Genomic DNA, 26,711 nt, shown 5'->3' with positions numbered 1-26,711 from the left:
TCCCGAATTGCGGCGCAAATACCGCTGCGTGTACGACCTGCTTCAGGCTCTTTCGAGCACGACGGGAATGACGTCGACAGCTTGCTCGCCAACCTGTCCCCCCGTGGTCTTGAGCACGCCGACGATCGGCGCCACGTCCGAATAGTCGCGGCCGTGGCCGACGGTGATATGGTCGTTGCTGGCCCGCATGCCGTTGGTCGGGTCGAATTCCTGCCAGCCTGCATCGCGCCCGCACCAGACCTTGACCCAGGCATGCATGGCATCGGCGCCTTCCAGCCGGGGCTTGCCCTTCGGCGGGATGGTGCGCAAGAATCCGCTGACATAGCCGGCCGGAATACCGAGCCCGCGCAGGCCGGCGATCATGATGTGCGAAAAGTCCTGGCAAACGCCGCGCTTCAACTTGAAGGCATCACTGGCCCGGGTCCGCACCGTTGTCGCTTCGCCGTCATAGGTGAAATCGCGATGGATGCGATTGCACAGGCTCATGACCGTGCCGGCGGCAGAGCCGGCGATGCTGTCGCGTGCGTAAGCGGTGATCGCATCGTCGATGCCGGCATGGGTGCTGGCCGTCAGGAAATGGTGCGGTGCATCAGGTGCCAGAGACCGCACCGCGGCGAGCTCCTGCCTCAGCCGGGCGATATCGGGCGACACGTCGAGCCCAGGCTCGGGCCGAGACACCGACACGCGGGCGCTCATCCTGATGTCGAGCGCGTCATGCGCGTCGCGAAAGGCGATCGAGGTGACGTTATTGCCGAAGAAATCGGAAAAGTCGGAACGCTCGTTGGGTGCCGGCGCAAAGGACAGGGATGCGGCGATGACACGCTGCACGCCCGGTATCGTCGACGGCAGTACGCGCACCTGATGACGACCGCCGCCGGCCGCCGCAGCGTAATCGTAATGCAGATGAAGCCTGATGTCGTAGAGCATGCTTTATCCGAAATAGGCTTTGGCGAGGCTGTTGTAGAGGCCGCCGATTTCATAGGCGAGGTCGTCCAGCGCCTTTGCCGTCATGTCCGAAGGCTCCTTGATGGCAATCTGGGTGTTGAGCTGCAGGATTTCCTTCGCCGCCGGCGACATTTGCCCCTCCCCGCCGAGCGACGGCAACAGGCCGATTTCGGCCTTCAGCCTTTCAAGTTGGAACAGGATGGAGCGCGGGTTAAGCGGATCGAGCGCCAGCAGGTCGATCACCGTGCGCCGACCGGCCTGCACCGGATATTGGCGGCGATGGGTCATCACGCTGTCGCCGATTTCCAGCATCATGTCGAGCGCGCCGTCCGGCGCCTTGGCGCTGGTCAGCCGCGACAGCGTGCGGGAGATCTGGATACCGCGCTCCAGCCGGCGGCCAATCTCGAGGAAGCGCCAACCGGCGAAGCGGTACATGTTCTCGTGCAGCAGGCCGGAAAAGCCGGCGAGCTTACGCAGGATGACTGTCATCGCCCGGGTCGCGTCGTCGCCGGGCGCGACCGTCGTTGCGAACTGATGGATGGTTTTCGACAGGTCCTTCAGCGCCAGCCAGCCATCGGGCGAGAAGCGGTCGCGGATCTGCCCGGCACTGTAGACCGCGCTATCCAGCGTGCCGATCAGCCCTGACGGGATCGCTGTCTCCACATCGATGCCGAAAGGTTCGAGATAATCCCTGATGTCGGCGAGCAGCGGCATATCCGGGTCGGAGGTTTCGGCCAGCCGCACATGGTAGGCGCGCAGGATGCGCACCGTGTCTTCCGAGCGCTCGATATAGCGGCCGAGCCAGGTCAGGTTCTCCGCCGCGCGACTGGGCAGGCTGCCGGGCCTGGTGCGGCTGAAACTGTCGCCTTCTTGCGGCAGCAGCGTCTCGCGCTCCACCGGTTTGTCGCTGACAACCCAGACATCCGCCGCCTGGCCGCCACGCTGCATGGCGATCGCCGTCGGGTCGAGCGACAGGCCGATACGGGCAAAACCGCCCGGCATCACCGTCCAGCCCTCCGGCGTTCGCGCCAGGTAGACGCGCAGGCTCGCTGGCCGCGGCTCCAGCCAGCCGCCGACATAGACGGGCGTCGTCGAAAGCGTCACCGCTTCCTGGCCGACGAAATCGCCGCCATCACGTTCAATGCGCGCCACCAGTTCCGCCCGCTCCCCGGCCGACAGAGCCGAGCCTAGCTTCGTTGAATCGTCGTCCTCGAAGGCAAGCCTCGTCGACAGCGCCGGCCCGATCACCATGCGATCGATATTGGCCAGCACATGCGCGCGCTCGGTAGCTTGCCCGCACCACCATGTCGCGACACTTGGCAGCAGCAATTCCTCGCCACGCAAGGCCCGTGAAATCTTGGGCAGGAAGGCAAGCAGCGCGCGCGTCTCCATCAGGCCGGAGCCCAGCGCATTGACGGTAGCAACCGCGCCCTGGCGGATCGCCTCGACCAGGCCCGGCGTTCCGATCTGCGAATCCGGGCGCAGTTCGAGCGGGTCGGCGAAAGCGGCGTCGAGCCGCCGCCACAACACGCTGATCGGCATCAGGCCGGAAACCGTGCGCACCATCAGCCGGCTGCCGGAGACGGTCAAATCCTCGCCTTCGAGCAGCATGATGCCGAGGTAGCGGGCGATGTAGGCGTGTTCGTAATAGGTTTCGTTGAGCGGCCCCGGCGTCAGGATGGCGACGCGGCCGTCGGTCTCCTTGGCCATGCCGATCAACGCATCGCGAAAACGGCGGAAAAAGCCGGCAAGGCGGTGCACATGCATCTCGCCATAGATGTCGGACAGCGCGCGTGTGGTGGCGACGCGGTTTTCCAGTGCGAAACCGGCGCCGGACGGCGCCTGCGTGCGATCGCCCAGCACCCACCACTGGCCGTCAGGTCCACGGCCGAGCTCGAAGGCGCAGAAATGCAGGAAGTGGCCGCCGGCCGGCCTGGTGCCGACGACAGGCCGCAAATATTCGGGGCTGGCGGCGATCAATCCCGCCGGCAGGATACCTTGCTCGACCAGCCGGTTCGGCCCGTAGATATCGGCGATGGTTTCCTCGAACAGTTCGGCGCGCTGCACGAGGCCGGCGCTGATCGCCGCCCACTCGCTCTCCTCGATGAGAACCGGGACATGCGCCAGCGGCCATTCGCGCTCATTGGCACCGGCCTTGTCATAGACGCGGTAATAAACGCCGGCATCGCGCAGATACTGGTCGGCGCGGGCAAAGCGCTGGCCGAGCTTTTCAGCGCCAAGTTCCTCGAGCGCCTCGACAAAATGCTTCCAGGCCGGGCGAGGATTGCCTGACGCATCGACCATCTCGTCGACGACGCCGTCGATCGGCTGGTAGTGCTCCAGCAGGCTGTGGGTCCGCGGCTTGCCGTGTCCTCTCTTGTGATTCCCCTTTGCCATCGCTGATCAGAGTCTTGCCGGCCGCCGAAGGTCAAGGGTCATCGGGAAATCTTCCGCCGGTTGTTCTTCACGGATCACATAGGCGGATGGCGTATGGCCGCGCGGTTCGAAGCGGGCGAGCCGCCGAGCTTCCGCCTCGTTGCCATTGACCGGAAAGGTGTCGTAATTGCGCCCGCCGGGATGGGCGACATGATAGACGCAGCCGCCGACCGCACGTCCCGACCAGCGGTCATAGATGTCGAAGACCAGTGGCGTGTTGACCGGCAGCGCCGGATGCAGGCCCGATGCCGGCTGCCAGGCCTTGAAGCGGACACCCGCCACCGCCACTTCGCGATTGTCAGTGACCTTCATCGGCACGATGCGGCCGTTGCAGACGACTGCGTGGCGCTCCGGGTTCAGCCCTTCGGTCTTGACCTGCAGCCGTTCGACCGAGGAATCGACGAAGCGCACGGTGCCGCCGATCGCGCCTTGCTCGCCCATCACATGCCACGGCTCCAGCGCCTGGCGCAGCTCCAGCTTGATGCCGGCATGCTGAACCTCGCCGCAGAACGGGAAGCGGAATTCGAGCTGGGCGTCGAACCATTCGGGCCTGAATTCGAAGCCGTTGAGCTTGAGGTCGTCGAGCACGTCGAGGAAATCGGCCCAGACATGATGCGGCAGCATGAAGCGGTCGTGCAGCGATGTGCCCCAGCGCACGAAACGGCCGTCGAGCGGGCTTTTCCACGCGCGGGCAATGATCGCCCTGACAAGCAGTTGCTGCGCGAGGCTCATGCGTGCATTGGGCGGCATCTCGAAGCCGCGGAATTCGACCAGCCCCAGCCGACCGGTCGGTCCGTCCGGCGAAAACAGCTTGTCGATGCAGATTTCCGAACGATGCGTATTGCCGGTGACGTCGGTCAACAAATTGCGGAACAGCCGGTCGACCAGCCATGGCAAGGGTGCGTTGCCCTGGTCCGGATGCGGCACCTGCGCCATCGCGATCTCAAGCTCGTAGAGCGAGTCGTGACGGGCTTCGTCGAAGCGTGGCGCCTGGCTGGTCGGCCCGATGAACAGGCCGGAGAACAGATAGGACAGCGACGGATGGCGCTGCCATTGCAGCACCAGGCTCTTCAACAGGTCCGGCCTTCGCAGGAACGGGCTGTCATTGGGTGTCGCACCGCCGACCACGACATGGTTGCCGCCGCCGGTGCCGGTGTGGCGCCCATCGATCATGAACTTGTCGGCGCCAAGCCGTGTCTGCCGCGCTTCCTCATAGATCGCCGTCGTCGTCGCCACGCAATCCTGCCAGTTGGAAGCAGGATGGATGTTGACCTCGATGACGCCGGGATCAGGCGCAACGCGGATGACGTTGAGGCGCGGATCGTGAGGCGGGCCGTAGCCCTCGATATGCACGGGAAGGCCGATCGCCTTTGCCGCGTTCTCGGCCGCCGCGACCAGTTCGAGATAGTCTTCCAGCGCCTCGACAGGCGGCATGAACACGCACAGCCGCCCGTCGCGCGGTTCGACCGAAAGCGCGGTGCGCACAGCGCCGCCAATCTCGGTGATCTCCTGCTCGACCCGCTCCTGCTGGCCGGTCGCAGCGGTGAACGATGCCGCCTGCTGGCGGCGCGCCATCTCGTCGGCGCCTTCGAGTTCGGCTGGAGCCGGTCCGGCCAGTATGGCTTCACGCGCGGGCAGCGGGCCGCGTGGTAGCGACGGGTCGACCGGCACGATATAGGGGAATTGCTCCGGCGGCACATAGGGCAACGTGCCGAGCGGCAAGCGGTAACCGACCGGTGAATCGCCTGGCACCAGAAACAGCCGGCCGCGCCGCGTCTTCCATTTTTCCGAGCGCCAGCGCGGATCCGATGCCTGGCTGTTCCAGCGCTGCACCGGCAGCACATAGCCGGACGGCTTGGTCAGTCCGCGTTCAAACACTTTCGCCATGCGGCTGCGTTCTTCCGGATCCTCCAGCCTGGAGTTGGACGGATCGACATTGTCGGGCAGCTTGCCTTCCTTGAGCAGCCATTCGGCCGGATCCTCATAGGCTTCGCTGACCATGGCCTTGTCGATGCCGAGTTCGCCGGCAATCGCGGTGAGCAGGCTTTCGGCCTGCTTCGGGCCGATATCGGCCTCGCTCTTTTCGCGTGCGATCAGCGACGGATCGCTCCATACCGGCTGGCCGTCGGCACGCCAGTAGAGCGAAAAGGTCCAGCGCGGCAGGCTTTCGCCCGGATACCATTTGCCCTGGCCGTAATGGAGAAAGCCGCCGGGCGCGAAGCGCTCGCGCAGTTTACGGATCAGTTCGTCCGCCTTTTCACGCTTGGTGGGACCGACGGCGGCGGTGTTCCATTCGGCCGACTCGAAATCGTCGATCGACACGAAAGTCGGCTCGCCGCCCATGGTCAGCCGCACGTCGCCGGCGGCAAGCGCTGCATCGACCTTGTTGCCCAGCGCGTCGAGCGCCTGCCAGCTTTCGTCCGAAAATGGCTTGGTGATGCGCGGATGCTCGGCGATGCGGTCGACCCGCATCTCGAAGCCGAATTCGACATTGGCGAAGCTCGCCATGCCGGAAATGGGAGCCGCGTTGCGGAAATGCGGTGTGGCGGCCAGCGGCACATGGCTTTCGCCGGTGAGCAGGCCCGAGGTCGGATCGAAGCCGATCCAGCCGGCGCCGGGAAGATAGACCTCGCACCACGCATGCAGATCGGTGAAGTCTGTCGCCGTTCCCGGCGGACCGTCCAGCGCCACCAGATCGGGCTTCAACTGGACCAGATAGCCGGAAACGAAGCGTGCCGCGATACCGAGATTGCGTAGGATCTGCACCAGCAGCCAGCTCGAATCCCGGCAAGACCCCTTTTTCGCGGCCAAGGTCTCTTCCGGCGAGAACACCCCGGTTTCCATGCGCACGATATAGGCGATCTCGCGCTGCAGCCGCGCATTGAGGTCGACCAGGAAATTGACGGTGTTGGCTGCGCTGCGATCGATGGTCTTCAGCAGCGCCGACAGCAGCGGTCCCGCCGGTTCCGGGGTGCGATAGATGGCGAGATCGTCGCGGATTTCTTCCGGATACTCGAACGGAAACGCCTCGGCCGACGGCTCGACGAAGAAATCAAACGGGTTGTAGACCGTCATGTCGGCGACGAGGTCGACCTCGATCTTCAACTCCGTCACCGGCTCCGGAAAGACGAAGCGGGCGAGGAAATTGCCGTAAGGATCCTGCTGCAGATTGACGAAATGGTTCGCCGGCTCGACCTTGAGCGAATGACTGAGCACCTTGGTGCGGGAATGCGGCGCCGGCTGCAGCCTGATGATCTGGGGCCCGAGAACCACCGGCCGGTCATATTTGTAATGGGTCAGGTGATAGACGGCTGCCAGAATTGCCATGAAGCCCCGGAATTCAGCGTTTCAACGATTTCGCCGAACCCTGACACATCAGGCCGCCATTCTCCAAGCAGAGATGTTGCGGTGCACCTAATTTAAGCAACGGTTGCCGGCTCAGAAAAACGCCTGTATCCCCGTCTGCGCCCTTCCCAGGATCAGCGCATGCACGTCATGCGTGCCTTCATAGGTGTTGACCGTCTCCAGGTTCTGCGCGTGGCGCATGACGTGGTAGCCGATCTGGATGCCGTTACCGCCATGCATGTCGCGGGCCTGGCGAGCGATGTCGAGCGCCTTGCCGCAATTGTTGCGCTTGACGATCGAGATCATTTCCGGCGCCATCTTGCCTTCATCGAGCAACCGCCCGACGCGCAATGATGCCTGCAGCCCAAGCGCGATCTCGGTCTGCATATCCGCCAGCTTCTTCTGGTAGAGCTGCGTTCCGGCCAGCGGCTTGCCGAACTGCTTGCGGTCGAGCCCGTATTGGCGGGCGCGGTGCCAGCAATCCTCGGCGGCGCCCATCGAGCCCCAGGAAATGCCGAAGCGAGCCCGGTTGAGGCATCCGAACGGTCCGCCAAGGCCCTTTGCGTTGGGCAGCAGCGCGTCCTCGCCGACCTCCACGCCTTCCATCACCACTTCGCCGGTGATCGACGCCCGCAGCGACAGCTTGCCGCCGATCTTCGGCGCCGAAAGCCCCTCCATGCCCTTTTCCAGCATGAAGCCACGGATCTCGTCCTTGCCGTTCTCGCCCTTCAGCTTCGCCCAGACGACGAACACGTCGGCGACCGGCGCGTTGGAAATCCACATCTTCGAACCGGACAGCTTGTAGCCGTTGGCTGTCCTCTCGGCGCGTGTCTTCATGCCGCCCGGATCGGAGCCGGCATCCGGCTCGGTCAGGCCGAAACAGCCGATCCACTCGCCGCTGGCAAGCTTGGGCAGGTACTTCTTGCGCTGCTCGTCCGAGCCATAGGCGTAGATCGGATACATCACCAGAGACGACTGCACTGACATCATCGAGCGATAACCCGAGTCAACACGTTCGACTTCCCGCGCGACCAGCCCATAGGTGACGTAGTTCGCGCCAAGCCCGCCGAATTCCTCGGGGATGTTGATGCCGAGCAGGCCGGCCTCGCCCATTTCGCGGAAGATCGCGGTGTCGAATGTCTCGTTGAGGTAGGCGTCCTCGATCCGCGGCGCCAGTCTGTCGGCGGCGAAGGCGGCCGCGCCGTCGCGCACCATGCGCTCGTCTTCCGAAAGCTGGCCCTCGATCAGGAACGGGTCTTCCCAGACGAATGCGTTCTTGTCGGCGGCCATCGCGTTTCTCCCAAACAATGCGTGTCGCTCAAAATGACGGCATGCATGAAGCAAAATCTTGGCCCGTTCTATCGGCCTGCGCCTCGAAAAAATCAAACGAAATTGATTCACCAATCAATGAGCGTTAGGAATGGATCATGAGTGTCCAGCGCCGCCTTTTGCCCAACATAAGCGCCCTTGCCGCCTTCGAGGCTGTGGCCCGGCTGGGCAGTTTCACCGCTGCCGCCCAGGAGCTCGATCTGACCCAGGGCGCGGTCAGCCGGCAGATCAGATTGCTGGAAGATCAGTTCGGCCGCCGGTTGTTCGAACGCGACAGCCGCAATGTCAGGCTGTCGGCATCGGGCGAAATCTACGCCGAGGCGGTGCGTTCAGCACTTGGCCAGTTGCGTGACGCAGCCCTTGGATTGATGAGCAATCGGCATAGCGGCATCCTGAACCTTGCCATATTGCCGACCTTCGGCACGCGCTGGCTGATGCCGATGATCCCCGATTTCGTCGAAAACAATCCCGATATCACCATCAATTTCGTCACCCGCGTCGGTCGCTTCGACTTCGCCAGGGAGAGGCTGGATGCCGCCATCCACTATGGCCTGCCGGACTGGCCTGAGGCCGACTCCACACTGCTGGTGCGCGAAACGGTGGCGCCGGTGGTATCGCCCGAATTCCTCGCCGGCCGCGCCATCGCCACACCGGCCGATATCGGCCGGTTGCCGCTGCTGCATATGGCGACGCGCCCTGGCGCGTGGACGGAATGGTTCGAGCATCAGGGCCTGAGCGCACCGACGGGGCCCGGCATGCAGTTCGAGCAGTTCGGCACCGCCGCCCAGGCCTGCATGGCGGGGCTCGGTGTGGCGCTGCTACCGCTGATCCTCATTGCAGGCGAATTGCAGCGCGGCCAATTGGTGCCGGCGCCAGGCCAGCCCATGCAAAGCCGCAGCGCCTACTATCTCGTCGTCCCACACGACAAGCGCGGCCATCCGCCGGTCGCCAGTTTTCGCGACTGGCTGCTGAGACATGTCGAGAAGGAGCCGGCCGTTCTGGCGTGGTAACTACTTTCGCTTCAGCGCATCGGCCAGCGCCGCGCCGAACGCACCTTGCTGCGCCGGCCTTTCCGGCTGGCGCTGCGGCGTCGGCGAACGCGGTGCCGGCCTGCCGCCTCCGGTATCGCGCGGCCCACCTTTCGACGCGCCGCCTTCGCCACCATCCTTGCGCATGGATAGCGCGATGCGCTTGCGCTTGATGTCGACATCAACGACGCGCACCTTCACCACATCGCCGGCCTTGACCACCTCGTGCGCGTCCTTGATGAACCGGTCGGCCAGCTGAGAGACATGCACCAGCCCGTCCTGATGGACACCGATGTCGACGAAGGCGCCGAAGGCGGCGACATTGGTGACGGTGCCTTCCAGCAGCATGCCGGGCTTCAGATCCTTGATATCGTCGATGCCGTCGGCAAACGTCGCCGTCTTGAAGCCCGGACGTGGGTCGCGGCCCGGCTTTTCCAGCTCCGCCAGGATATCGCGTACCGTTGGCAGGCCGAAACGCTCATCGACGAAGACGCGCGGATCGAGCGCCTTGAGTGCTGCACTGTCGCCCATCAACGACCGCACATCGCGCCCGCAGGCGGCGACGATCTTCTTGGCCACGCCATAGGCCTCCGGATGCACCGACGAGGCATCGAGCGGCTCGCTGCCATTGGCAATGCGCAGGAAGCCGGCGGATTGTTCGAATGCGCGAGGTCCGAGCCGCGGCACCTTGAGCAGGTCTTTGCGGCTGGCGAAGGGGCCGGTCGCATCGCGATGCGCGACGATCGCGTCGGCCAGAGACGCGCCGAGACCTGAAACGCGCGCCAGCAGCGGCGCCGAGGCGGTGTTGAGATCGACGCCGACGGCGTTGACCGCGTCTTCCACCACCGCTTCCAGCGAGCGGCCGAGACGGTACTGGTCGACATCATGCTGGTACTGGCCGACGCCGATCGATTTGGGCTCGATCTTGACCAGTTCGGCCAGCGGATCCTGCAGCCGCCGGGCAATCGACACAGCGCCGCGCAACGACACGTCGAGACCAGGGAATTCCGCCGCCGCCGTCGCCGATGCCGAATAGACCGAGGCGCCGGCCTCGCTGACGATCACCTTCAGGGGCTTCGGACCACCATCCGCCGGCATGTCGGACAGCATCTCGGCGACCAGCTTTTCCGTCTCGCGGCTGCCGGTGCCGTTGCCGATCGAGATCAGCTCGACCTTGTGCAGGCGGATGAGCTTGGCGAGTTCGGCCTGGGTGCCGCGCACATCGTTCCTCGGCGGAAACGGATAGACCGTCGTCGTTGTCAGCACCTTGCCGGTGCCGTCGACCACCGCCACCTTGACACCTGTGCGGATGCCGGGGTCGAGCCCCATCGTCGCGCGCGAGCCGGCGGGCGCCGCCAGCAGCAAATCCTTGAGGTTTCGGGCAAAGACGTGGATCGCTTCCTCTTCTGCCCGCTCGCGCAGGTCGCGCATCAAATCGAGCGTCAGGTGCAGCGACAGTTTTATGCGCCAGGTCCAGCCCGCCACCTCCATCAGCCATCTGTCACCCGGCAAATTGCCGCCTATAGCATAGGCGTTGGCGATCATCCGCTCGACCGGCTTCACCGGCGACGTATCATCGGCATCGACCTCGATGTCGAGCGACAGCACTTCCTCGTTGCGGCCGCGCAGCATCGCCAGCGCGCGATGGCTCGGCACATTTGTCCAGCGCTCGACATGGTCGAAATAATCGGAGAACTTCGCGCCGGCCTCCTGTTTGCCGTCGACCACCCTGGCCCGCATGAAGGCGCGTTCCTTCATGTAGGTCCGCAATTTGCCGACCAGATCGGCATTCTCGGCGAACTGTTCCGACAGGATGTCGCGCGCGCCGTCGAGCGCCGCCTTGGCGTCGACCACCTCTTCGGTCAGATAGGCCAGCGCCAGTTCGGCCGGCACCAGCGCGCGATTCGCCAGGATAGCTTCAGCCAGCGGGCCCAGCCCGCGCTCCCTGGCGATTTCAGCCTTCGTGCGGCGCTTGGGCTTGTAGGGCAGATAGATATCTTCCAATTCCGCCTTGGTGGTGGCGGCGGCGATCTTGCCTTCAAGCTCCTCGGTCAGCTTGCCCTGTTCGCGGATCGAGCCAAGGATGGTGTCGCGGCGCGCGTCGAGCTCGCGCAGATAGGCAAGCCGTTCGGCAAGGTCACGCAATTGCGTGTCGTCGAGCCCGCCGGTGACTTCCTTGCGGTAGCGCGCCACGAACGGCACTGTCGCGCCCTCGTCCAGCAGCCCGATCGCCGCGGCCGCCTGTTCTGGCCGCGCGTTGATCTCGGCCGCGATGATGGCTGCGATGCGCTTGATGTCGGATGCCATGTCGTTCCTGCTCTCATCGAAAAGAGCGGCGACCATAGGCGCAGACGTCCGGCCCGCCAACCGCCGCGCTTTGATCAGCCCGGCGGGTCCACAGGAAAGCGTGCGCTAATGTGGCGGCTCGGGCCCAGTCTAGACCATGCGGCTCAGCGCCTCGAAGAAGGCGACGATCTCGACATCGAGCGGATCGTCGACCGGCTCGGGCTGCGACGACATCTTGGCGATCACCACTTCGGTCCTGGGATCGACATACAGCCACTGACCATGGATGCCGATGCCGCAATAGGCGCCGCTCGGCAAACCGGTCTGGTACCATTTGTTGCGGTAACGACCTTTGGGAAACAGTGGCAGCATCGCACCCCGCTGCCAGGCGTCCGCACTGCCGCCGGTGCTGGTCGTGTCGCGTACCCACACCTCGGGCACGATGCGGCGGCCATTGGCCACCCCGCCTTGCCGCATCATCTCGCCGACACGCGCCAGGTCGCGCGGCGTCACCGAAATGCCGCCGGCCGTGCGCGCCGTGCCTTCCATGTCGACGCCGATCGAGGCTTCGCTGACAGCGCCGAGCGGCAGCCACAGCTTCTCGCGCATCAGGTCGGCAAAACGCTGGCCCGACGCACGCTCGAGCAGCAGGCCGAGCAGGTCGGAATTCGGCGAGCGGTAGCGGAAGGTCTGGCCATGCGGCTCTGCAAGGCGTTGCAAGGTCAAAATGAATTCGCGCAGGCTCTCCGTGCCGCCGCCCGGATTCCACAACGTGGCGCGACGATAGCGGGCGAAAGCGCTCTCCGGATCGAGATAGGCCTCCTCGAAATCGAGGCTGACGCTCATGTCGAGCACATGCCGCACGCTCGCATCGCCATAGGCAGAGCCGGCGGCTTCAGGGATGTAGGCCGTCACAGGCGCTTCCGGGTCGAACATCCCCTCGCCTTGCAATATGCCGGCGATGATGGCTGTCACCGACTTGCTGATCGAGAAGATGATGTGGCGGGCGCCGAAATCCATATGCGGGGCGAACCAGTCGCCGACGATCTTGCCGCCTTTCATCACCGTCAGTGCGTCGGTGCTCGAACGTGCGAGAAATTCAGCCACCGTCTCCGGTGTGCCGGCGATCGCGACCTTTCCGCCGAGTAGGCCGCCCATATCGCGAACGGGGGTTTCGACAACGCCCGACGTCGCCGCCACGCGGGCGGTCGGCACCAGTTCGTCGAGATTCTGGAACGACCACCGGTTGAACGGGTTCTCGCGCCAGTTGGCGAGCACCACCTGGTTGCGCCGGAAGCCATAGCGGGTCTCGAACACGGTCTTGCCGGTCATGGCGTTTCCTTCCGGGTCGTTTCTTCTTTGTGGGGCTCAGCGAAGTGCCGTGGCGATAGCGTGCACGGCCTTCAGCGTCGCTATGGAATAGCCACCATTGGCGAAATCCGGCCAGGTCGAAAGCTTCACCACGACCATTCCGGTGTTCCAGTCGATATGGATCATCTGACCGAACACGCCGCGGCACATCAGTGCGCGCGAGCGCGGGTCCTCGATCCAGAACTGGTTGCGATAGCTGCCCTCCGGCAGGCTGGGGCTGAAGTCCGGCCCATGCCTGCCGTTGCGCGTCGCCTCGACCCAGCCGGCCGGCACGACGCCGCCACCATTGTCGAGGATCAGCTGGCCGAAGCGGCCATAGTCGCGCAGCGTCGCGTTGAAGCCGCCGTCGGCCACCGCATAGCCGGCGTTATCGACCGTGAAGCAGGCGCTTTCATCAGCGCCGAGCTTTTGCCAGAGTTCTTCCGAAACCAGCTGCGGAAGCCGTTTGCCCGTCACCCGTTCCATGATGAAGGCAAGCACGTCGGTCTCGATCGAGCGGTATTCGAATTGGGCACCATGCGGCCGGATCGTTTCCTTCAAGCCCAGGATCAGCTCGAACATGTGCGATGGCCAGCGAAAGGCCGGATCGCTGCCCGGCGGCACCGGCTTCCAGCCGGTGGCGACATCGACCTGCCCAATGTCCGAATAGCGGTCGGTGTATTCCTCGGAGAAGCGGACGCCGCTGGTCATGTCCAGCACATGCTGCACACTGGCGCCGGCCCAGCCGGTAACACCGAGCTCCGGCAGGTAGTCCGTTACCGGTCTGGCCGGATCGATCAGGCCGCGCCCAACCAGTATGCCGAACACCGAACCGGTAAGGGACTTCGCCATTGACTGCGACAGGTGCAGCGTGCGCTCATCCATGCCGTTGAAGTAGCGCTCATAGGCGACCTTGCCGTCCTTGAGCACCAGGAAGCCGTCCGTATAGGTCTCGTCGAGCAGCCCGGCGAGCGTCGTCGGCGCGCCTGTGCTGTCCTCGACCGTCAGCCCGTCGAGATCGGCCTCGGCGCGTTCGAAGCGGTGGCGATGGCCATTGCCGCGCCAGACTTCGGCGGTCGGCAGAATTTCACGGATGTTCTGGAACGCCCAGCGGTTCCACGGCGGCCGGTCCCAGTCGAGCTTCGGCGGTACCATGGCGGGCGGCGAGCCCTGCATGATCGGCGGCCGCGGATCGGAATTGCGATAGGAGTCCATGACGGCCGAGTCCTTTGAACATGAAAACGGACCCGGCGGCGTGTGCCGCCGGGTCCGTCGAACCCAGTTTATTTCTGCAACTCGGTCCAGATCTTGGTGTAAATTTCCTGGGTCTCCGGCGAGCACATCTGCTGCAGCTCGCCGCGTGGCTTGTCCGCGGCCGGAATGATGACTTCGGGCGCGTCCTTCATGTCGGCCGGCATGTACTTGTCCGAGCCGGTGATGGCATTGGCGTAGCGATGGAAGGCCGAGAGACCTGCCGCGTTTTCCGGATCCATGATGAAGTTCTGGAAAAGCTTGGCGTTCTCGACGTTCTTGGCTTCCTTCAGAACGACGACGTTGTCGCTCCACAGGCCGAAGCCTTCTTTCGGATAGTTGTAGTGGATGGCCGGGTTGGCCAGCCGCTGGCGCAGCGCCGAGCCGTTCCAGTCGCTGGTCGCCTTGAAGTCGCCGGCGCCCATCTTCTCGATGGTGTTGTATTCCATCGCGATCCAGTTCGGCTTGGCCGCCACCAGCAGGTCGCGCACCTTCTTCAGCACCGCCTTGTCGTCGGTGCATTGCTGGCCGCCGACATACTTGATCGCGGCGAACATCACATCGCCCATCTCCGGAACGACATTGACCTTGCCCTTGAGCTCGTCAGGCGTGTTGAAGATGATACCCCAGCTATCGGCCGGCCCCTTGTAGGCATCGGTGTTGACGACCACGCCGATCGTGCCCCACGCCCATGGAACACTGTATTTGCGACCCGGATCGAAATCGGGATTGGCCCATTCCGGCGCCACATTCTTGAAGTTTTCCATCTTGCCAGGATCGGTCTCCTGGATGAGGCCTTCCTTGATCCAGATCGGCACGTAGGTCTGCGACGGCACCGCAATGTCGAAGCCGGTGCCTCCCTGGCGAACCTTGGCCAGCGCGGTGTCGTTGGAATCGTAGTCGGTGATGGTCACTTTGACGTTGTATTTGGCCTCGAACTTCTTGATCACGTCGGGGCTGGTGTAGTTGCCCCAATTGTAGATGTTGAGCACGCCGTCGGCGCGGGCCAGGCCCGTCGAGGCGAGCAACGCCAACCCCATGGCGGTTGCTGTTGTCTTCCAGTTCATGGTTTTAACTCCCATTTTTCGGTTCAGTCTCGTTTCCTGCTGACGAAGAAAAACAACGTGACGATCGCGACCGAAAGCAGCAGGAAGGCGGTCGATATCGCGTTGATCTCGGGTGTGATGCCGCGGCGGATCTGGCCGAGCATGTAGGTGGGCAGCGTGTCCTGGCCGCCTGATTTGACGAACTCGGTGATGACGACGTCGTCGAGCGAGATGACGAAGGCCAGCATCAGCCCGGCCAGGATGCCAGGCCACAGAAGCGGCAGCGTGATGCGCCGGAAAGCCTTCCAGGGCGTCGCGTAGAGGTCGGCTGCGGCACGCTCCAGCGTCAGGTCCATATTCTCAAGCCGCGCCCGGATCGGCAAATAGGCAAAGGGAATGCAGAACGCCGTGTGCGCGGCGACCAGATAGCCGATGCCGGAATAGCCGGTGAAGATCTTGATGCGCGAGAAGAAGATCAGCAGCGCCACGCCGGTGACGATCTCGGGCACCATCAGCGGCTGGTTGATCGCCGCATATTTGAAGGTGAGGCCGGGATAGGGCGCGGTGCGGGTGGTGGCGAGCGCCGCCATGGTGGCAAAGATCGTGGAGAGCACCGCCGCGATGGAGCCAATCTGGAAGGAACGCAGCGTGGCATCGACGACCTGCGTGTTCTGCCATGCCGACTGGAACCATTTCAGCGAAAAGCCGCCCCATTCGGAGGTCGAGCTCGCCGCGTTGAAGGCATAGATGACCAGCACGATGATCGGCAGATACAGCACGATAAAGCAGGTCGCGGCGATCGCGGTGAATCCTGGCTGGTGCTTGATGGAAAAGTTCTTAGCCATGACGTACCCCCGACTTGCCGGCATTGCGCACATAGGCAAGCAGCGCCACCATGACGATGATCATGACGGCGATCGACAGCGCCGAGCCGAGTGGCCAGTTGCGGCCCTGCCCGAACTGCAATTCGATCAGGTTGGACAGCATCATGTTCTTGCCGCCGCCAAGAACGCTCGGTGTCACATAGGCGCCAAGCGCTGGAATGAAGACCAGTATGGAGCCGGCGATGACGCCCGGCTTGACCAGCGGAAAGATGATCCGCCGCAGCACCTGGAAGCGCGACGCGTAAAGGTCGTACCCCGCCTCGACCAACCGGAAATCGAGCTTTTCCATGCTGGCATAGATCGGCAGCACCATCAGTGGCAGGTAGACATAGGCCATGCCGATCAGGATCGCCGTGTCGGTGTAGAGTATCTGGATGGGCGCCGAGATGATGCCGAGCTTGAGCAGGATCGTGTTGACGATGCCTTCGTTGCGGATGATCTGCAGCACCGCGAAGGTGCGGATCAAAAGGTTGGTCCAGAACGGAATGGTAATCAGGAACAGCCAGAGATCGCGGGTCTTTTCGCTGCGCGTCGCCATGAAATAGGCGGTCGGGAAACCAAGCACCAAAGTGGCGATCGTCGTCACCACCGAGAGCTTGATCGAGCGCAGGAAGATGGTGACGTGGGCGGCGGCGATCGAAAGCGTGTCGTCGAAGATATCACGTTCCAGAAACACCGATGTCCAGGCTTCCGGCGAGAACTGCCACTTCACGTCGCCATAGGAGCCTGGCGTCAGGAACGAGTAGACGAGCACGATCAGCAAGGGGCCGGTCGCGGCGAGGAAAATGACCAGCAGCGCTGGCGCTGACAAAAGCCAGCGGTCACGGACATCGCGCCGCTCCGCTGCCTTGGCGACTTCTTCCGCGGTCGCCATCGTCAGTCCTTCAGGACCTGAGCGGCATCGCTGCCGATGAGGATGCCGACTGCGTCGCCCTTCTCGAAACCGCAGCCCGCGCTGCGCGTGTTCTGCTGGCGTACGGTGAAGAGTTCGCCACTGTCGAGATGAACATGGATGTGGGTGTCGGTGCCGAAATAGACGATGTTTTCGACCGTCCCCGACAGTTCGCCCTTGGCCTTGGTCAGCTTGGCGTGTTCGGGCCGAACCACCACCGTGGCGTTGGATTTGGGCTGGAAACCCTGGGCCACGGTCGCCTCGATGGTCGCACCGGATTTGAGCGTGGCGCGCGCCTTGCCGTTGGCCATCTCGCTGATGGCGGCGGTGAGGAAGTTGGTTTCACCGATGAAGTCGGCGACGAAGCGCTCCGCCGGCTTGTCGTAGATATCCCAGGGCGAACCGACCTGCAGGATCTTGCCCGATGACATCACCGCGATGCGGTCTGACATGGTCAGCGCTTCTTCCTGGTCGTGGGTGACGAAGATGAAGGTGATACCGGTCTCGTGCTGCAGCCGTTTCAACTCGATCTGCATCTCCTTGCGCAGCTTGTAGTCAAGCGCCGACAGCGGCTCATCGAGCAAAAGCACCTTCGGCTGCGGCGCCAAAGCGCGGGCCAAAGCCACGCGCTGCTGCTGGCCGCCGGAGATCTGGCTGGTGCGACGACCAGCGAGTGCCTCCATCTTGACCAGCTTCAGCATCTCGGCGACGCGCGCCTTGATCTCCGCCTTCGGCTTGCCCAGCATTTCCAGGCCAAAGCCGATATTGTCGGCGACCGTCATGTGCGGGAACAGCGCATAGGACTGGAAAACGGTGTTAACCGGCCGCTTGAAGGGCGGCAGCGGCGCGATGTCCTGGCCGTAGAGCAGGATTTCACCGGCGGTTGGAAAGTCGAAGCCGGCGATCAGCCTGAGCAACGTCGTCTTGCCGCAGCCGGATGGCCCCAGCAACGTGAAGAATTCGTTCTCCCGGATAGATACCGAGACCGTGTCGAGGGCAGCTACCTGCCCCTCACCTGATCCGAAAATTTTGCTGACGTTTACTACTTCAATCGCATTCCGATCCGGTTTGTCCGGCACGATTACGCCTCACTGTTGACCCCGCTCTTGCTGGCGGAGCTCTTCCCCTGTTCGATGTGACCACATGGCCGGTGGGTTGGCAAGCCCGGCATTGGGTCACAGTTCAATCAGTCATTGAGGCCTGCAAGCCCCATGCCACAGTCAGGCCTGATAGGTGACCTTGCCGCCGCAAATCGTCGTCACCGGCCGCACCTTGTGCAGGTCGGCCGGGGCGGTGTTCTCGATATCCATCGACAAAACCACCAGATCGGCCATGTAGCCTGATTTCAGCGTGCCCTTGCGGTGCTCGGCGAATTCGGCGTAGGCGCCCTCGATCGTGTAACCGGCGATCGCTTCATGCAGTGAGAAACTCTGGTCCGGGTCGCTTTCTGCCCACGGTTTGCGCAACACTGCCGCCTGAATGCCCAGGATCGGATCGATCGGCGACACCGGCCAATCGGATGCGAAGACGACATGCGCGCCGGCATCCTTCAAGGTCCGCCAGGCATAGCTCAGCGGCCAGCGCGCCGGCCCGATGCGCGATACCGTCGGCTCCAGCGGAAAATCCATTGCGCCGGGCGGATGCGGCGGTTGCATGGAGGCAATGACGCCGAGTTCGGCGAAACGCGGCACATCAGCGGTGGTGGTGACCTCGATGTGCTCGACGCGGTGACGGCTGTCGCGCTTGCCGTTCGCCTTCTGCGCCGCCTCATAACCGTCGAGCACCGCGCGCACCGCGCCGTCGCCGATCGAATGCACGGCGATCTGCAACCCGCGTCTGTCGACCGCGACGGCCAGATCGATGAATTGTAGCGGCGTGAACAGCGGCTCGCCAACCCAGTCCGGGCGGTCGGCATAAGGCTCGACCATGACAGCTGTCCAGGAATCGAGAACGCCGTCGTAGAACACCTTGACCATGCCCGACGACAGCCATTCGCTGTTGTAGCGTTCGGCCATATCGGATGCCTTGTCGAGTATGTCGAGCGTCATGAAATTCTTGTAGTGGAACGGGATCTTGACGCGGCAGGGCAAACCTTCCTCGGCGTCGATCTCGGCCAGCAGCTCAAGTTGATAGAGATTGCCGTCCATGTTCTGGATCGAGGTGATGCCGTGGCGGGCGCACCAGGCGAGCCCGCGCCGCATGATGTCGCGGTCGGCGTCCCGCTCGGCCGTCGTCGGCATCGGGTCCGGCTCGCCGCCGGTCGACAGCCCCAGCCGCACCCGGCCTTCGCCGGCAAGGTCGAGCACCGGGCCAAAGGCCTCGCCTTCGCGCAATTCACCCGCGGCCAGTCCGTCGTCGCCCATGACGATCTCATTGCCAGGGCCGAGCGTGCGCCCCTGCAGGATGCCGGCCATTTCCAGCGCCTTGGTGTTGGCCCACATGGTGTGATGGTCGGGCGCCGCCATGCAGAACGGGCGATCGGGCAAAATGGCGTCGAGGTGATGGCGCGTCACGCGCTCGCTGCCGAGCACGGTGTAGTCGACGCCTTGGCCGACCAGCATCTTCGCGTCGGGCCGGGTCGGCGCATAGTCGCGGATCGCCTTCTGCAGCGCCTCGAAGCCATGAATACCGGTGAGTTGAAGGTGGGCAAGTTCAGCCCCGCCCGAAAACAAATGCATATGGGCTTCGATGAACCCCGGGACCACCGAACCCCCCTTGGCGTCGATCACCTTGGTGGTCGGTCCCTTGAACTCTTCGATGGAGGCGCGGCTGCCGATGGCGATGATGGCGCCGTCCTTGACGGCGACGGCTTCGGCGGCGGGATTGTCGTCGTCCATGGTCCGTACACGACCGTTGATGACGATCAGATCCGCATTGTGACCCGCACCTGTGACAGACATCGCGACTCCGCGCTTTTGACGACTGACTGGGACCGACAACCTCTCACGTCCAACGACCTGCCGCTCCAGCGGAGTGGCGCCATGGGACGAAAAAGAATGCCAGCGCGCTGTCTTGGAAATTCCCCTTGTCATCCCAAGAGGCAGCGTGGATAAAGAATGCGACTGATTATTCGCGTTTGTCAACATACCGAATCTGGAATGTATTGTGGACAGCAAGCTCCCACCATGTTGAGACCGGGCGGGGAACGAGGACATCAAGCCGTGAAGCGCAGTCTCGATCGCAAAACCAGGATAGCGCTCGAACCGCGCAAACAGCCGCGGCAACAACGCTCCAGCAAGGTGGTCGACCGGATTCTCGACGCAGCGCTGGTCTTGACGCGGGAGCAAGGAACCAAGACGCCGACGACGCTCGCCATTGCGCAGCGCGCAGGCTTGTCGGTTGGTTCGATCTACCAATACTTTCCCAACAAGGAAGCCATTCTTCTGGACCTCGCCCGGCGCTGGCTGTCATCCTTTCCCGAGGTGATCGCCAGGCGTATCAAGGTCGCCCCGCCCACCAACCGTGAAGAGTTTCGGCGCGAAGTGCGCAAGCTCTTCATCGATACCTCCAGGATTTATCTCGAAAACGCCACCCTGATGCCGGTGATCGAGGCTATTTCAGGCAATGCCGACCTCAGGCCGATCCAGGACGAATATGACGAGCAGATCATCGCCCTCTACGCCGCATGGCTGCAGCATGTGAACCCGGCGCTTGAAGACAAGATCGCCAGCCGGCTCGGCGTGCTGATGATGGACGTCGGGCACGCCTGCCGGCTTGTGGGGCTGAAAAGGGACCGCAAGACATACGACCTCATCGAGGACGATGTGGAAAGAATGTGGCTCGCCCTGGTGAGCCCTTATCTCAATCTTGAATCTTGACTGATTTCACACTTCGAGAGGAATTTATGAAGACTGTTTTCTCCCCCCTGCACGCCGGCCATGCCGGCCAAATGGAACTGGTCACATCGGCCATTGTGCCGGGTTTCGAAAAGCCATCGAGGGCCGAATTCATCAAGGCACGGGTCGAAAGCGAGAAACTGGGTCCCATCATCGCGCCGCACGAACATGACCTCGCCGCCGCCAAGCGCATCCACAAATCAGACTATATTGACTTTCTCCCGACGGTCTGGCCGAAATGGCTGGAAGCAGGCCTCACGGGCACGGCGATGCCCTTCACCTGGCCGACGCGCGGCCTGCGCGGCGACGTGCCGCCAAAACGCGTCGACGCGCTACTGGGCTATTATTCCTTCGATGCCGGCGCCACCTTCGTCGAAGGCACATGGGCGGCGATCAAGTCTTCCTACGACGTGGCGCTGACCGCCGCCGGCCTGGTCAAGGATGGCGAGGCTTCCGCCTTCGCGCTCTGCCGTCCGCCCGGCCACCATGCCGGGGCTGGCTTCATGGGCGGCTATTGCTACATCAACAACGCCGCCGTCGCCGCGCAATGGTTCCGCGACCAGGGCGCCAAACGCATCTCGATCCTCGATGTCGACTATCACCACGGCAACGGCACGCAGGAGATATTCTACGACCGTGCCGACGTGCAGGTGCTCAATCTGCATGGCGATCCGATGGTCGAGTACCCGTTCTTCCTCGGCCATGCCGACGAACGCGGAGAAGGCGAAGGCGAAGGCTTCAACATCAACTATCCAATGCCCTTCGGCACCGACTGGGATGCATGGAACGCGTCGCTCGAGGATGCCTGCGCCAGGCTCACCGCTTATGCACCGGATGTCGTCATCGTCTCGCTGGGTGTCGATACGTTCGAGAAGGACCCGATCAGCCAGTTCAAGCTGAAGACATCTGATTATCCCAAGATCGGCCGCCGCATCGCCAGGCTCGGCCTGCCGACGCTGTTCGTCATGGAAGGCGGCTATGCCGTCGAGGAGATCGGCATCAACGCGGTAGGCGTGCTGACCGGGTTCGAGGATCGGTAAATGCCTGTCGTTCAGGAGCATCTAGCGATTTTGGGACAACGACAGGCATAGCAAAGGACCACCGGGACCGGCGGCAACATCGCCCGGTTCCCACTATCGGGCCAAGGCACCAGCCTTCGGCACAGCAACCGGCGCGCCCATCTGTTCAATGCTCCCGAGCCTGGCGAAATCGACCAGCCGCCGAGAGGGCCGGCGAAGACTTTCGCGTCCCGGTCTTCTGTCCAAGGCGCGAAAACCGACCTCTGAGTCGCACCTGAGTCCATCGGATTCGATTTTGTCAAATCGCGTTTGATGTCAGATTCAACTGCGGGTAGATTAGACCCGAATCAGCCGGTCCTCGGGGGGCGCGGCGACCACCCAAAGTCTCTTGTTCCGGAGCTTTTCCGGCACCAGACGCGGACGGCTTCGCGTTCCCTGAATGGATTCGGGATTTGGTTCGGCGCAGCCCTGCGCCACGCGTGTGTCTTCGTCAAAGTAATGCGTATTCGGTTTCGGCGGCTGGCTTCCAGCATCCGGACAGCAGAAACGATTCCGGCCAAAAGCAACAAGAATGAGCAGTCCCGCCGCACTTCTTCAATCCGACACATTGGGCTCGCGCCTGACGTCGCGCGGCGATCTCACCAGCTTTTTCATGCAACTGACCGCCGAGATCGGCGCCGACAGCTACATGCTGGTCGCCATTGTCCACGACCAGGACCGCAACGATGCGCGCATCGTCTCCTCCAACTGGATTTTCGATGCCATCGAACTGATCGGCAAGCGGCTGATCGCCGGGCTTGCGCAAGGCGCGCTCACCGTCGCGCCGGGCATCCGCCCACAGCCGCTGGTGGCATCCCGGGCACCAGAAACAGACGGATTGATCACCGGCGAGGAAGCCCGCCTTCTCGACGTGCTCGGCCATGCCGAAATCTATTCGCTGCGCCTCAATGTCGGTCGCCAGCGCCTGTTCGCCCTGTTCTCTGCGGCGACCGCCGGCAGCATCGACCAGCCGGCGCTGATGCGGGCGCAGCTGAAATGCTGCTACGCGCTCTCGCACATCCCGCAACTCATTGCCGCTGCCGCCATGCAGGATCCGTTGTCGGATCGCGAGCGCGAATGCCTGTTCTGGGTTTCCGAAGGCAAGACCACCGACGAGGTCGCCGTCATCCTTGGCGTCTCCTCCAACACCGTCAACAGCTACATCACCCACGCCATCCAGAAATTCGCGGCCAGCAACCGCGCGATGGCCATCGCCACGGCGATCAGGAGCGGCATCATTTGAAACACGCCGATATCAAGGAAACGGCCGAAGCCCTTTTCAACGAGCAGCGCAACCCGTTCGGAGCCTTCACCCTTGGCTCCGAAACCCATCACGCGGTCACCATTCCCGATGCCGTGCGCCGCTGCCGCTGGATCGCCGTTGACATGAATGCCTCGGCTTTCGGCCTCTTCTTCGTAAGCCCCTCGCCCGAGCGGGCGCGGCTAGTCCCATGCTTTGATTCCGACTATCCCGGCATTGCCGTGGCGACCAAGTTCATCTCAGGCGCCAACGGCGAGGAGATCGTGCGCCACACCCGCATCTCGACCGAACCGCGCTGGTGGACGGATGACGGCGTCCCTGCCATGGCGGAGCTGTTTGGCGATCTCAGCTGGACCGAGCAGATGGCGGCGCTGGTGCCCGGAACCAGCGGCATCGCTTTTCCCGTTCACGCCGACCGCGGCCAATGCGGCCTTGTCGTGTTCCTCGGCTCGGAGATGACCATGCAGCAGGATGCGCTCTACGAAATACACGCCCGCTGCTTTTCGCTGTTCGCCGCCGTCGCCCGCATCCGTCCGGGCGATACCGGCCGCATGCGCGCAATCTCCAAGCGCGAACTCGAATGCCTGAAGCTGACCGCCAACGGCAACACCAGCGAGGAGATCGCGCGGCTCCTGAAACTGTCGGTGCACACCGCCAACCAGTATCTGACCCAGTCGACCCAGAAGCTCAACGCCGTCAATCGCAACCAGGCCGTTGCCAAGGCGCTGCGGCTGGGCTTGATCGAATAGGGGAATTCGACAGCGCTTCGAAAGGCGACCGACGGTCAGCGATAGGCGAGCGGCTCGACCTTGCGGATACGCGCCTGTTCGATCACCGCCTCAAGCAGCGCCGTATTGTGCTCCGGGTCTTCGCCCGGCTTCTCGAACGACACGTAGTTGACCGCCACCGATGCGCCGAGCTCGCTCAGCGTCAGCTGGAAATAGACGGTGACGCCGGGCGGCCTCAGTTCCAGATCGAGCACGATGCGCGGGCTGCCGCTCCAGTCGACATGCGCCTCACCACCATGGCCGAGCCGTAGAGTGCCCGGCATGAAGAACAACTCAACCGCTGAATCGACCAGGTCCGACAGGCACGCGAAATGCTCCAGCCGGATAAAGGCGATGTAGTCGGCGACATCGATCAGCCTGAGTTCCCCCACCACCTGCTCGATGGCGCTGGCGACGATGATCTCGCGGGATTTTGCGTGCGGTTGCCGGTTCATGAAATCTGTCTGCGCTCAGCCTTTTTCGAGTAGACGATCCGCACCAGTTCGGCGACGGCCTGGTAGAATTGTGATGGGATTACACTATCGACCGAAACTTGCTTGTACATGGAGCGGGCGAGCGCCACGTCCTCGAAGACCGGGATGTTGTGTTCCCGCGCGATCTCTCGGATTTTCAGCGCCACCAGATCCTGGCCCTTGGCCAGCACCATGGGTGCCGAGTCCTCGTCGCGCACATATTTCAGCGCGATCGAGAAGTGCGTTGGGTTGGCGATGATCAGCGTCGCGCGCGGCACCGCCGTCATCATCCGCTTGCGCGCCCGGTCGCGCGCCAGCGAGCGCAGCCGCGACTTGACGATCGGGTCGCCCTCGGACTGTTTGAACTCGTCCTTGACCTCCTGCTTGCTCATGCGCAGATCCTGCTTCCAGTGGAAGCGCGACCAGACGATGTCGATTGCCGCGATCAGCCCCATGACGAAGACGATCGCCACCAGGATGTCGACGGCGATGCCGCGGATGACGAGACCGAAGGCGACCGGATTGGTGATCATCCCGGCGAGCAGCTTTCGGTGGTCTTCCGACAGCGTGAAGCTCAGCACGACGATGGCAAACCCGACCTTGCCGAGTGACTTCAGGAACTCGACCCAACCCTGGATGCCGAACAGCCTGTTCCACCCCTTGGCGATCGAAATGCGCGAGAGTTGCGGCCGGACCCGCTCGCCTACGAATTGCGGCATGTTCTGGAACACCGAGGCGCCGACGCCGGCGACGGTCAGCAGCACCATCAGGCTCAGGACGGCGCGGCCAACCTCGAGGAGGACGATCTTGTAGAGCGCGATGACGTCGGTCTCCGTGTCCATCGGCCAGGCTTCCGGCTTCTCCAGGAACATCGACAGGAACATGCCGAGATCAATGATCGCATCCTTGGCGTAGAAGACGGTGAACACCAGTATGGCAACGAACGAGGCAAAGAGCGCTGTCTCCCGCGAATGGGGCAGTTTGCCCTGTTCGACGGTGTCGCGGATCTTCTTTTCCGTCGCCTCTTCGGTTTTCGAATCCTTGTCGACCGCGTCAGCCATGGCGCGGTCTTAGGCGGCGTCTTGGGTCGAGGGTAGTTCGAAGGCGCCTTCGCGCGACAGCCGGATCGTCGTCGTAACGATCGTCTTGCGGGCCGCCGTGATGTCGGCGAGAGGGACCCCGTCCGAGCCCTGTCCGAGTTCGGCTTCGATCATGCGCCGCGAGCGGGCGCCGATGGCCGACAGCACCGATTCCGCGAGTGCGGCCGAAGTGCCGCGCAGGGCCAGCGTGACCAACTCCGTCGACAGCCCGTCGAACAGCAGCACCCGCGCTTTCTGAGTGAGCAGCGGCAAGTCCTCGAAAGCAAACAGGCGGGCCCTCACACCGTCGAGATCAGGCGTGCCGGCGGCTTCCAGATCCTGCATGACCTCCTCGAGCAGCGGCTTGTCGAGTTCGTTGAGAACGCTGGCGACACGCGCCTGCCCGGCCGAGGTGTCCTTGGTCGAGGTTTCCGCCAGCACGCTGGTACGCAGCCGGTTTTCGACGATCCTGGCGGCAGCGTCGGGAACATTGGCCATCGTCACCATGCGCTTAATGATTTCTCCACGCATCGGCTTGGTCAGTGTCAGCAGCACGTTGGCCGCCACCTGCGGTGCCAGCTTCGACAACACCATGGCCGCCGTCTGCGGATGCTCACCGGCCATGAAGGCACCAAGCCGCGCCGGCTCGAGCTTTTCGAGCTCGGGCCAGATCGGCGGCGGGCCTTCCGGTGCGACCTCGAATTTCTTGTCGCCCATGATCGCGCTCATCTCTTCGGGCGAGAGCGATTCGTTGAGGATGGTGTCCATCCTGTCGGCGGAATCGAGCAACCCCGCCCCTTCCGTGAACTCGGCTTCGAACTCGGCGACGATGCGCTCAAGATCGCTTTGCGGAATCGTCCGCAGCAGGCGGGCGCCCTCGATCAGGGCCTTCAGTTCTTCCTGCTTGAAGAATTTCAGCAGGCGGCTGGCCGACGGCTTGCCCATCGCCACAAGTATGGCGGCCGCCTTCTGCGCGCGGGTCAAGGTCACCGGCGTCGTCATGCCACTCGCCTCCGCCGCCACCGGCAAGCCCCGCAAACCATGTCTAGGCGCCCTTCGTGCCGGCGATGATTTCGGTCAGCCTGATGCCGAAACGCGACGGATCGCTTTCCAGCACGGTGATCTCGCCGCGCGCGATCTTGCGGCCGTTGACCACGACGTCGACGGGTTCCCCGATGCGGCGATTGAGCGCCACGGTCGACCCTTTTTGCAGCGCCATCAGATCGGAGACCGGCATCTCCGTGCTGCCGAGGATGATCTGGACATCGACGGGGATGTTCATGATCACGCTCGAATTGGCTGATGAGGCCGCCCTGAACGCCGCATCGGGGCGCTGCTCCTCTTCATGCAGGACACCGCGCAACTCTTCGATGGCACGGTCGAGTTGCTCGTCCGGCTGGTCGAGGTCGGCTTCCGCCTTGGTTTTGGCCATGATCGTCTCCAAA

Annotated in this window: 21 protein-coding genes; 5 read left to right on the top strand and 16 right to left on the bottom strand. The window is 63.4% G+C overall.

The window, feature by feature from the left end; genetic code table 11:
* Positions 1 to 42: 42 nt before the first annotated feature.
* From NKJ11_RS27125 to NKJ11_RS27110, 4 genes are all read right to left on the bottom strand, one after another.
* Positions 43 to 927, bottom strand: a complete 885-nt coding sequence (locus tag NKJ11_RS27125) for a transglutaminase family protein (protein WP_352736225.1) — start codon at positions 925 to 927, stop codon at positions 43 to 45.
* A gap of 3 nt (positions 928 to 930) precedes the next feature.
* Positions 931 to 3,342 (bottom strand): circularly permuted type 2 ATP-grasp protein, encoded by a 2,412-nt coding sequence (locus NKJ11_RS27120; RefSeq protein ID WP_352794713.1) that lies wholly within the window; start codon positions 3,340 to 3,342, stop codon positions 931 to 933.
* A 6-nt stretch (positions 3,343 to 3,348) separates the two neighbouring features.
* Positions 3,349 to 6,708 carry a transglutaminase family protein gene (locus tag NKJ11_RS27115; RefSeq protein WP_352613209.1) on the bottom strand — a complete coding sequence of 1,120 codons (3,360 nt, stop codon included), beginning with the start codon at positions 6,706 to 6,708 and terminating at the stop codon, positions 3,349 to 3,351.
* A 111-nt stretch (positions 6,709 to 6,819) separates the two neighbouring features.
* The gene (locus NKJ11_RS27110) at positions 6,820 to 8,016 is read right to left on the bottom strand and encodes an acyl-CoA dehydrogenase (RefSeq protein ID WP_352794712.1); all 1,197 of its coding nucleotides are present in this window, start codon (positions 8,014 to 8,016) and stop codon (positions 6,820 to 6,822) included.
* Between the two features lie 137 nt (positions 8,017 to 8,153).
* Here NKJ11_RS27110 and NKJ11_RS27105 point away from each other — a divergent pair, with 137 nt between their 5' ends.
* The gene (locus NKJ11_RS27105) at positions 8,154 to 9,065 is read left to right on the top strand and encodes a LysR family transcriptional regulator (protein ID WP_352794711.1); all 912 of its coding nucleotides are present in this window, start codon (positions 8,154 to 8,156) and stop codon (positions 9,063 to 9,065) included.
* Here the strand turns inward: NKJ11_RS27105 and NKJ11_RS27100 are convergent, their stop codons facing one another.
* The 8 genes from NKJ11_RS27100 to NKJ11_RS27065 form a co-directional block, all read right to left on the bottom strand.
* On the bottom strand, positions 9,066 to 11,390 hold the full coding sequence (locus NKJ11_RS27100) for a Tex family protein (RefSeq protein WP_352794710.1): 2,325 nt from the start codon (positions 11,388 to 11,390) through the stop codon (positions 9,066 to 9,068). It lies immediately after the preceding gene.
* A gap of 129 nt (positions 11,391 to 11,519) precedes the next feature.
* Positions 11,520 to 12,701: a serine hydrolase domain-containing protein gene (locus NKJ11_RS27095; protein ID WP_352613214.1), complete on the bottom strand. Its 1,182-nt coding sequence runs from the start codon at positions 12,699 to 12,701 to the stop codon at positions 11,520 to 11,522.
* A gap of 36 nt (positions 12,702 to 12,737) precedes the next feature.
* Positions 12,738 to 13,934, bottom strand: a complete 1,197-nt coding sequence (locus NKJ11_RS27090) for a serine hydrolase domain-containing protein (RefSeq protein WP_352794709.1) — start codon at positions 13,932 to 13,934, stop codon at positions 12,738 to 12,740.
* Between the two features lie 68 nt (positions 13,935 to 14,002).
* Positions 14,003 to 15,037 (bottom strand): ABC transporter substrate-binding protein, encoded by a 1,035-nt coding sequence (locus NKJ11_RS27085; protein WP_023809982.1) that lies wholly within the window; start codon positions 15,035 to 15,037, stop codon positions 14,003 to 14,005.
* A gap of 23 nt (positions 15,038 to 15,060) precedes the next feature.
* Positions 15,061 to 15,861, bottom strand: coding sequence for an ABC transporter permease (locus NKJ11_RS27080; protein WP_023809983.1), 801 nt, complete (start codon positions 15,859 to 15,861; stop codon positions 15,061 to 15,063).
* Complete coding sequence (locus NKJ11_RS27075) at positions 15,854 to 16,774, bottom strand: ABC transporter permease (RefSeq protein ID WP_352441910.1); 921 nt, start codon at positions 16,772 to 16,774, stop codon at positions 15,854 to 15,856. Before NKJ11_RS27075 ends, NKJ11_RS27080 begins: the two co-directional genes overlap by 8 nt.
* 2 nt (positions 16,775 to 16,776) lie before the next feature.
* Positions 16,777 to 17,871, bottom strand: a complete 1,095-nt coding sequence (locus NKJ11_RS27070; protein ID WP_352441909.1) for an ABC transporter ATP-binding protein — start codon at positions 17,869 to 17,871, stop codon at positions 16,777 to 16,779.
* Between the two features lie 141 nt (positions 17,872 to 18,012).
* The gene (locus NKJ11_RS27065) at positions 18,013 to 19,692 is read right to left on the bottom strand and encodes an amidohydrolase (RefSeq protein WP_352794708.1); all 1,680 of its coding nucleotides are present in this window, start codon (positions 19,690 to 19,692) and stop codon (positions 18,013 to 18,015) included.
* A 156-nt stretch (positions 19,693 to 19,848) separates the two neighbouring features.
* Here NKJ11_RS27065 and NKJ11_RS27060 point away from each other — a divergent pair, with 156 nt between their 5' ends.
* The 4 genes from NKJ11_RS27060 to NKJ11_RS27045 all read left to right on the top strand — a co-directional run bounded on the left by NKJ11_RS27060 (position 19,849) and on the right by NKJ11_RS27045 (position 23,696).
* The gene (locus NKJ11_RS27060; RefSeq protein WP_352794707.1) at positions 19,849 to 20,610 is read left to right on the top strand and encodes a TetR/AcrR family transcriptional regulator; all 762 of its coding nucleotides are present in this window, start codon (positions 19,849 to 19,851) and stop codon (positions 20,608 to 20,610) included.
* A gap of 26 nt (positions 20,611 to 20,636) precedes the next feature.
* Entirely contained in the window at positions 20,637 to 21,668 is a 1,032-nt protein-coding gene (locus NKJ11_RS27055; protein ID WP_352794706.1) for a histone deacetylase family protein, read from the top strand.
* A 550-nt stretch (positions 21,669 to 22,218) separates the two neighbouring features.
* The gene (locus tag NKJ11_RS27050; RefSeq protein WP_128304928.1) at positions 22,219 to 22,929 is read left to right on the top strand and encodes a helix-turn-helix transcriptional regulator; all 711 of its coding nucleotides are present in this window, start codon (positions 22,219 to 22,221) and stop codon (positions 22,927 to 22,929) included.
* Positions 22,926 to 23,696: a helix-turn-helix transcriptional regulator gene (locus tag NKJ11_RS27045; RefSeq protein WP_352794705.1), complete on the top strand. Its 771-nt coding sequence runs from the start codon at positions 22,926 to 22,928 to the stop codon at positions 23,694 to 23,696. Before NKJ11_RS27050 ends, NKJ11_RS27045 begins: the two co-directional genes overlap by 4 nt.
* 35 nt (positions 23,697 to 23,731) lie before the next feature.
* Here NKJ11_RS27045 and NKJ11_RS27040 read toward each other — a convergent pair whose 3' ends face one another.
* From NKJ11_RS27040 to fliN, 4 genes are read right to left on the bottom strand one after another with little or no spacing between them, the layout of a single operon-like run.
* Positions 23,732 to 24,169: a BspJ family T4SS effector nucleomodulin gene (locus NKJ11_RS27040; RefSeq protein WP_127268991.1), complete on the bottom strand. Its 438-nt coding sequence runs from the start codon at positions 24,167 to 24,169 to the stop codon at positions 23,732 to 23,734.
* A complete protein-coding gene (flhB, locus tag NKJ11_RS27035) occupies positions 24,166 to 25,248 on the bottom strand; it encodes a flagellar biosynthesis protein FlhB (RefSeq protein ID WP_023809992.1) in 1,083 nt (360 codons plus the stop codon). Before flhB ends, NKJ11_RS27040 begins: the two co-directional genes overlap by 4 nt.
* Before the next feature lie 9 nt (positions 25,249 to 25,257).
* Positions 25,258 to 26,268, bottom strand: coding sequence for a flagellar motor switch protein FliG (locus NKJ11_RS27030; protein WP_352794704.1), 1,011 nt, complete (start codon positions 26,266 to 26,268; stop codon positions 25,258 to 25,260).
* 43 nt (positions 26,269 to 26,311) lie between these two features.
* Positions 26,312 to 26,698: a flagellar motor switch protein FliN gene (fliN, locus tag NKJ11_RS27025; RefSeq protein ID WP_023809994.1), complete on the bottom strand. Its 387-nt coding sequence runs from the start codon at positions 26,696 to 26,698 to the stop codon at positions 26,312 to 26,314.
* Positions 26,699 to 26,711 lie beyond the last annotated feature (13 nt).

Source organism: Mesorhizobium sp. M0243 (genome assembly GCF_040321775.1).
Lineage (GTDB): Bacteria > Pseudomonadota > Alphaproteobacteria > Rhizobiales > Rhizobiaceae > Mesorhizobium.
Note: the sequence above shows the minus strand (reverse complement) of the source record. Positions and strands in the feature narration are given on the sequence as shown.

Bases quoted from the DNA above. Each gene is read 5' to 3' on its own strand.
- NKJ11_RS27050 (WP_128304928.1), top strand. From the start codon at position 22,219: ATGAGCAGTCCCGCCGCACTTCTTCAATCCGACACATTGGGCTCGCGC.
- NKJ11_RS27095 (WP_352613214.1), bottom strand. From the start codon at position 12,701: ATGACCGGCAAGACCGTGTTCGAGACCCGCTATGGCTTCCGGCGCAAC.
- NKJ11_RS27030 (WP_352794704.1), bottom strand. From the start codon at position 26,268: ATGACGACGCCGGTGACCTTGACCCGCGCGCAGAAGGCGGCCGCCATA.
- NKJ11_RS27080 (WP_023809983.1), bottom strand. From the start codon at position 15,861: ATGGCTAAGAACTTTTCCATCAAGCACCAGCCAGGATTCACCGCGATC.
- NKJ11_RS27040 (WP_127268991.1), bottom strand. From the start codon at position 24,169: ATGAACCGGCAACCGCACGCAAAATCCCGCGAGATCATCGTCGCCAGC.
- NKJ11_RS27090 (WP_352794709.1), bottom strand. From the start codon at position 13,934: ATGGACTCCTATCGCAATTCCGATCCGCGGCCGCCGATCATGCAGGGC.
- NKJ11_RS27115 (WP_352613209.1), bottom strand. From the start codon at position 6,708: ATGGCAATTCTGGCAGCCGTCTATCACCTGACCCATTACAAATATGAC.
- flhB (WP_023809992.1), bottom strand. From the start codon at position 25,248: ATGGCTGACGCGGTCGACAAGGATTCGAAAACCGAAGAGGCGACGGAA.
- NKJ11_RS27055 (WP_352794706.1), top strand. From the start codon at position 20,637: ATGAAGACTGTTTTCTCCCCCCTGCACGCCGGCCATGCCGGCCAAATG.
- NKJ11_RS27075 (WP_352441910.1), bottom strand. From the start codon at position 16,774: ATGGCGACCGCGGAAGAAGTCGCCAAGGCAGCGGAGCGGCGCGATGTC.
- NKJ11_RS27110 (WP_352794712.1), bottom strand. From the start codon at position 8,016: ATGGCCGCCGACAAGAACGCATTCGTCTGGGAAGACCCGTTCCTGATC.
- NKJ11_RS27100 (WP_352794710.1), bottom strand. From the start codon at position 11,390: ATGGCATCCGACATCAAGCGCATCGCAGCCATCATCGCGGCCGAGATC.
- NKJ11_RS27060 (WP_352794707.1), top strand. From the start codon at position 19,849: ATGCGACTGATTATTCGCGTTTGTCAACATACCGAATCTGGAATGTAT.
- NKJ11_RS27125 (WP_352736225.1), bottom strand. From the start codon at position 927: ATGCTCTACGACATCAGGCTTCATCTGCATTACGATTACGCTGCGGCG.
- NKJ11_RS27065 (WP_352794708.1), bottom strand. From the start codon at position 19,692: ATGTCTGTCACAGGTGCGGGTCACAATGCGGATCTGATCGTCATCAAC.
- NKJ11_RS27120 (WP_352794713.1), bottom strand. From the start codon at position 3,342: ATGGCAAAGGGGAATCACAAGAGAGGACACGGCAAGCCGCGGACCCAC.
- NKJ11_RS27105 (WP_352794711.1), top strand. From the start codon at position 8,154: ATGAGTGTCCAGCGCCGCCTTTTGCCCAACATAAGCGCCCTTGCCGCC.
- NKJ11_RS27085 (WP_023809982.1), bottom strand. From the start codon at position 15,037: ATGAACTGGAAGACAACAGCAACCGCCATGGGGTTGGCGTTGCTCGCC.
- fliN (WP_023809994.1), bottom strand. From the start codon at position 26,698: ATGGCCAAAACCAAGGCGGAAGCCGACCTCGACCAGCCGGACGAGCAA.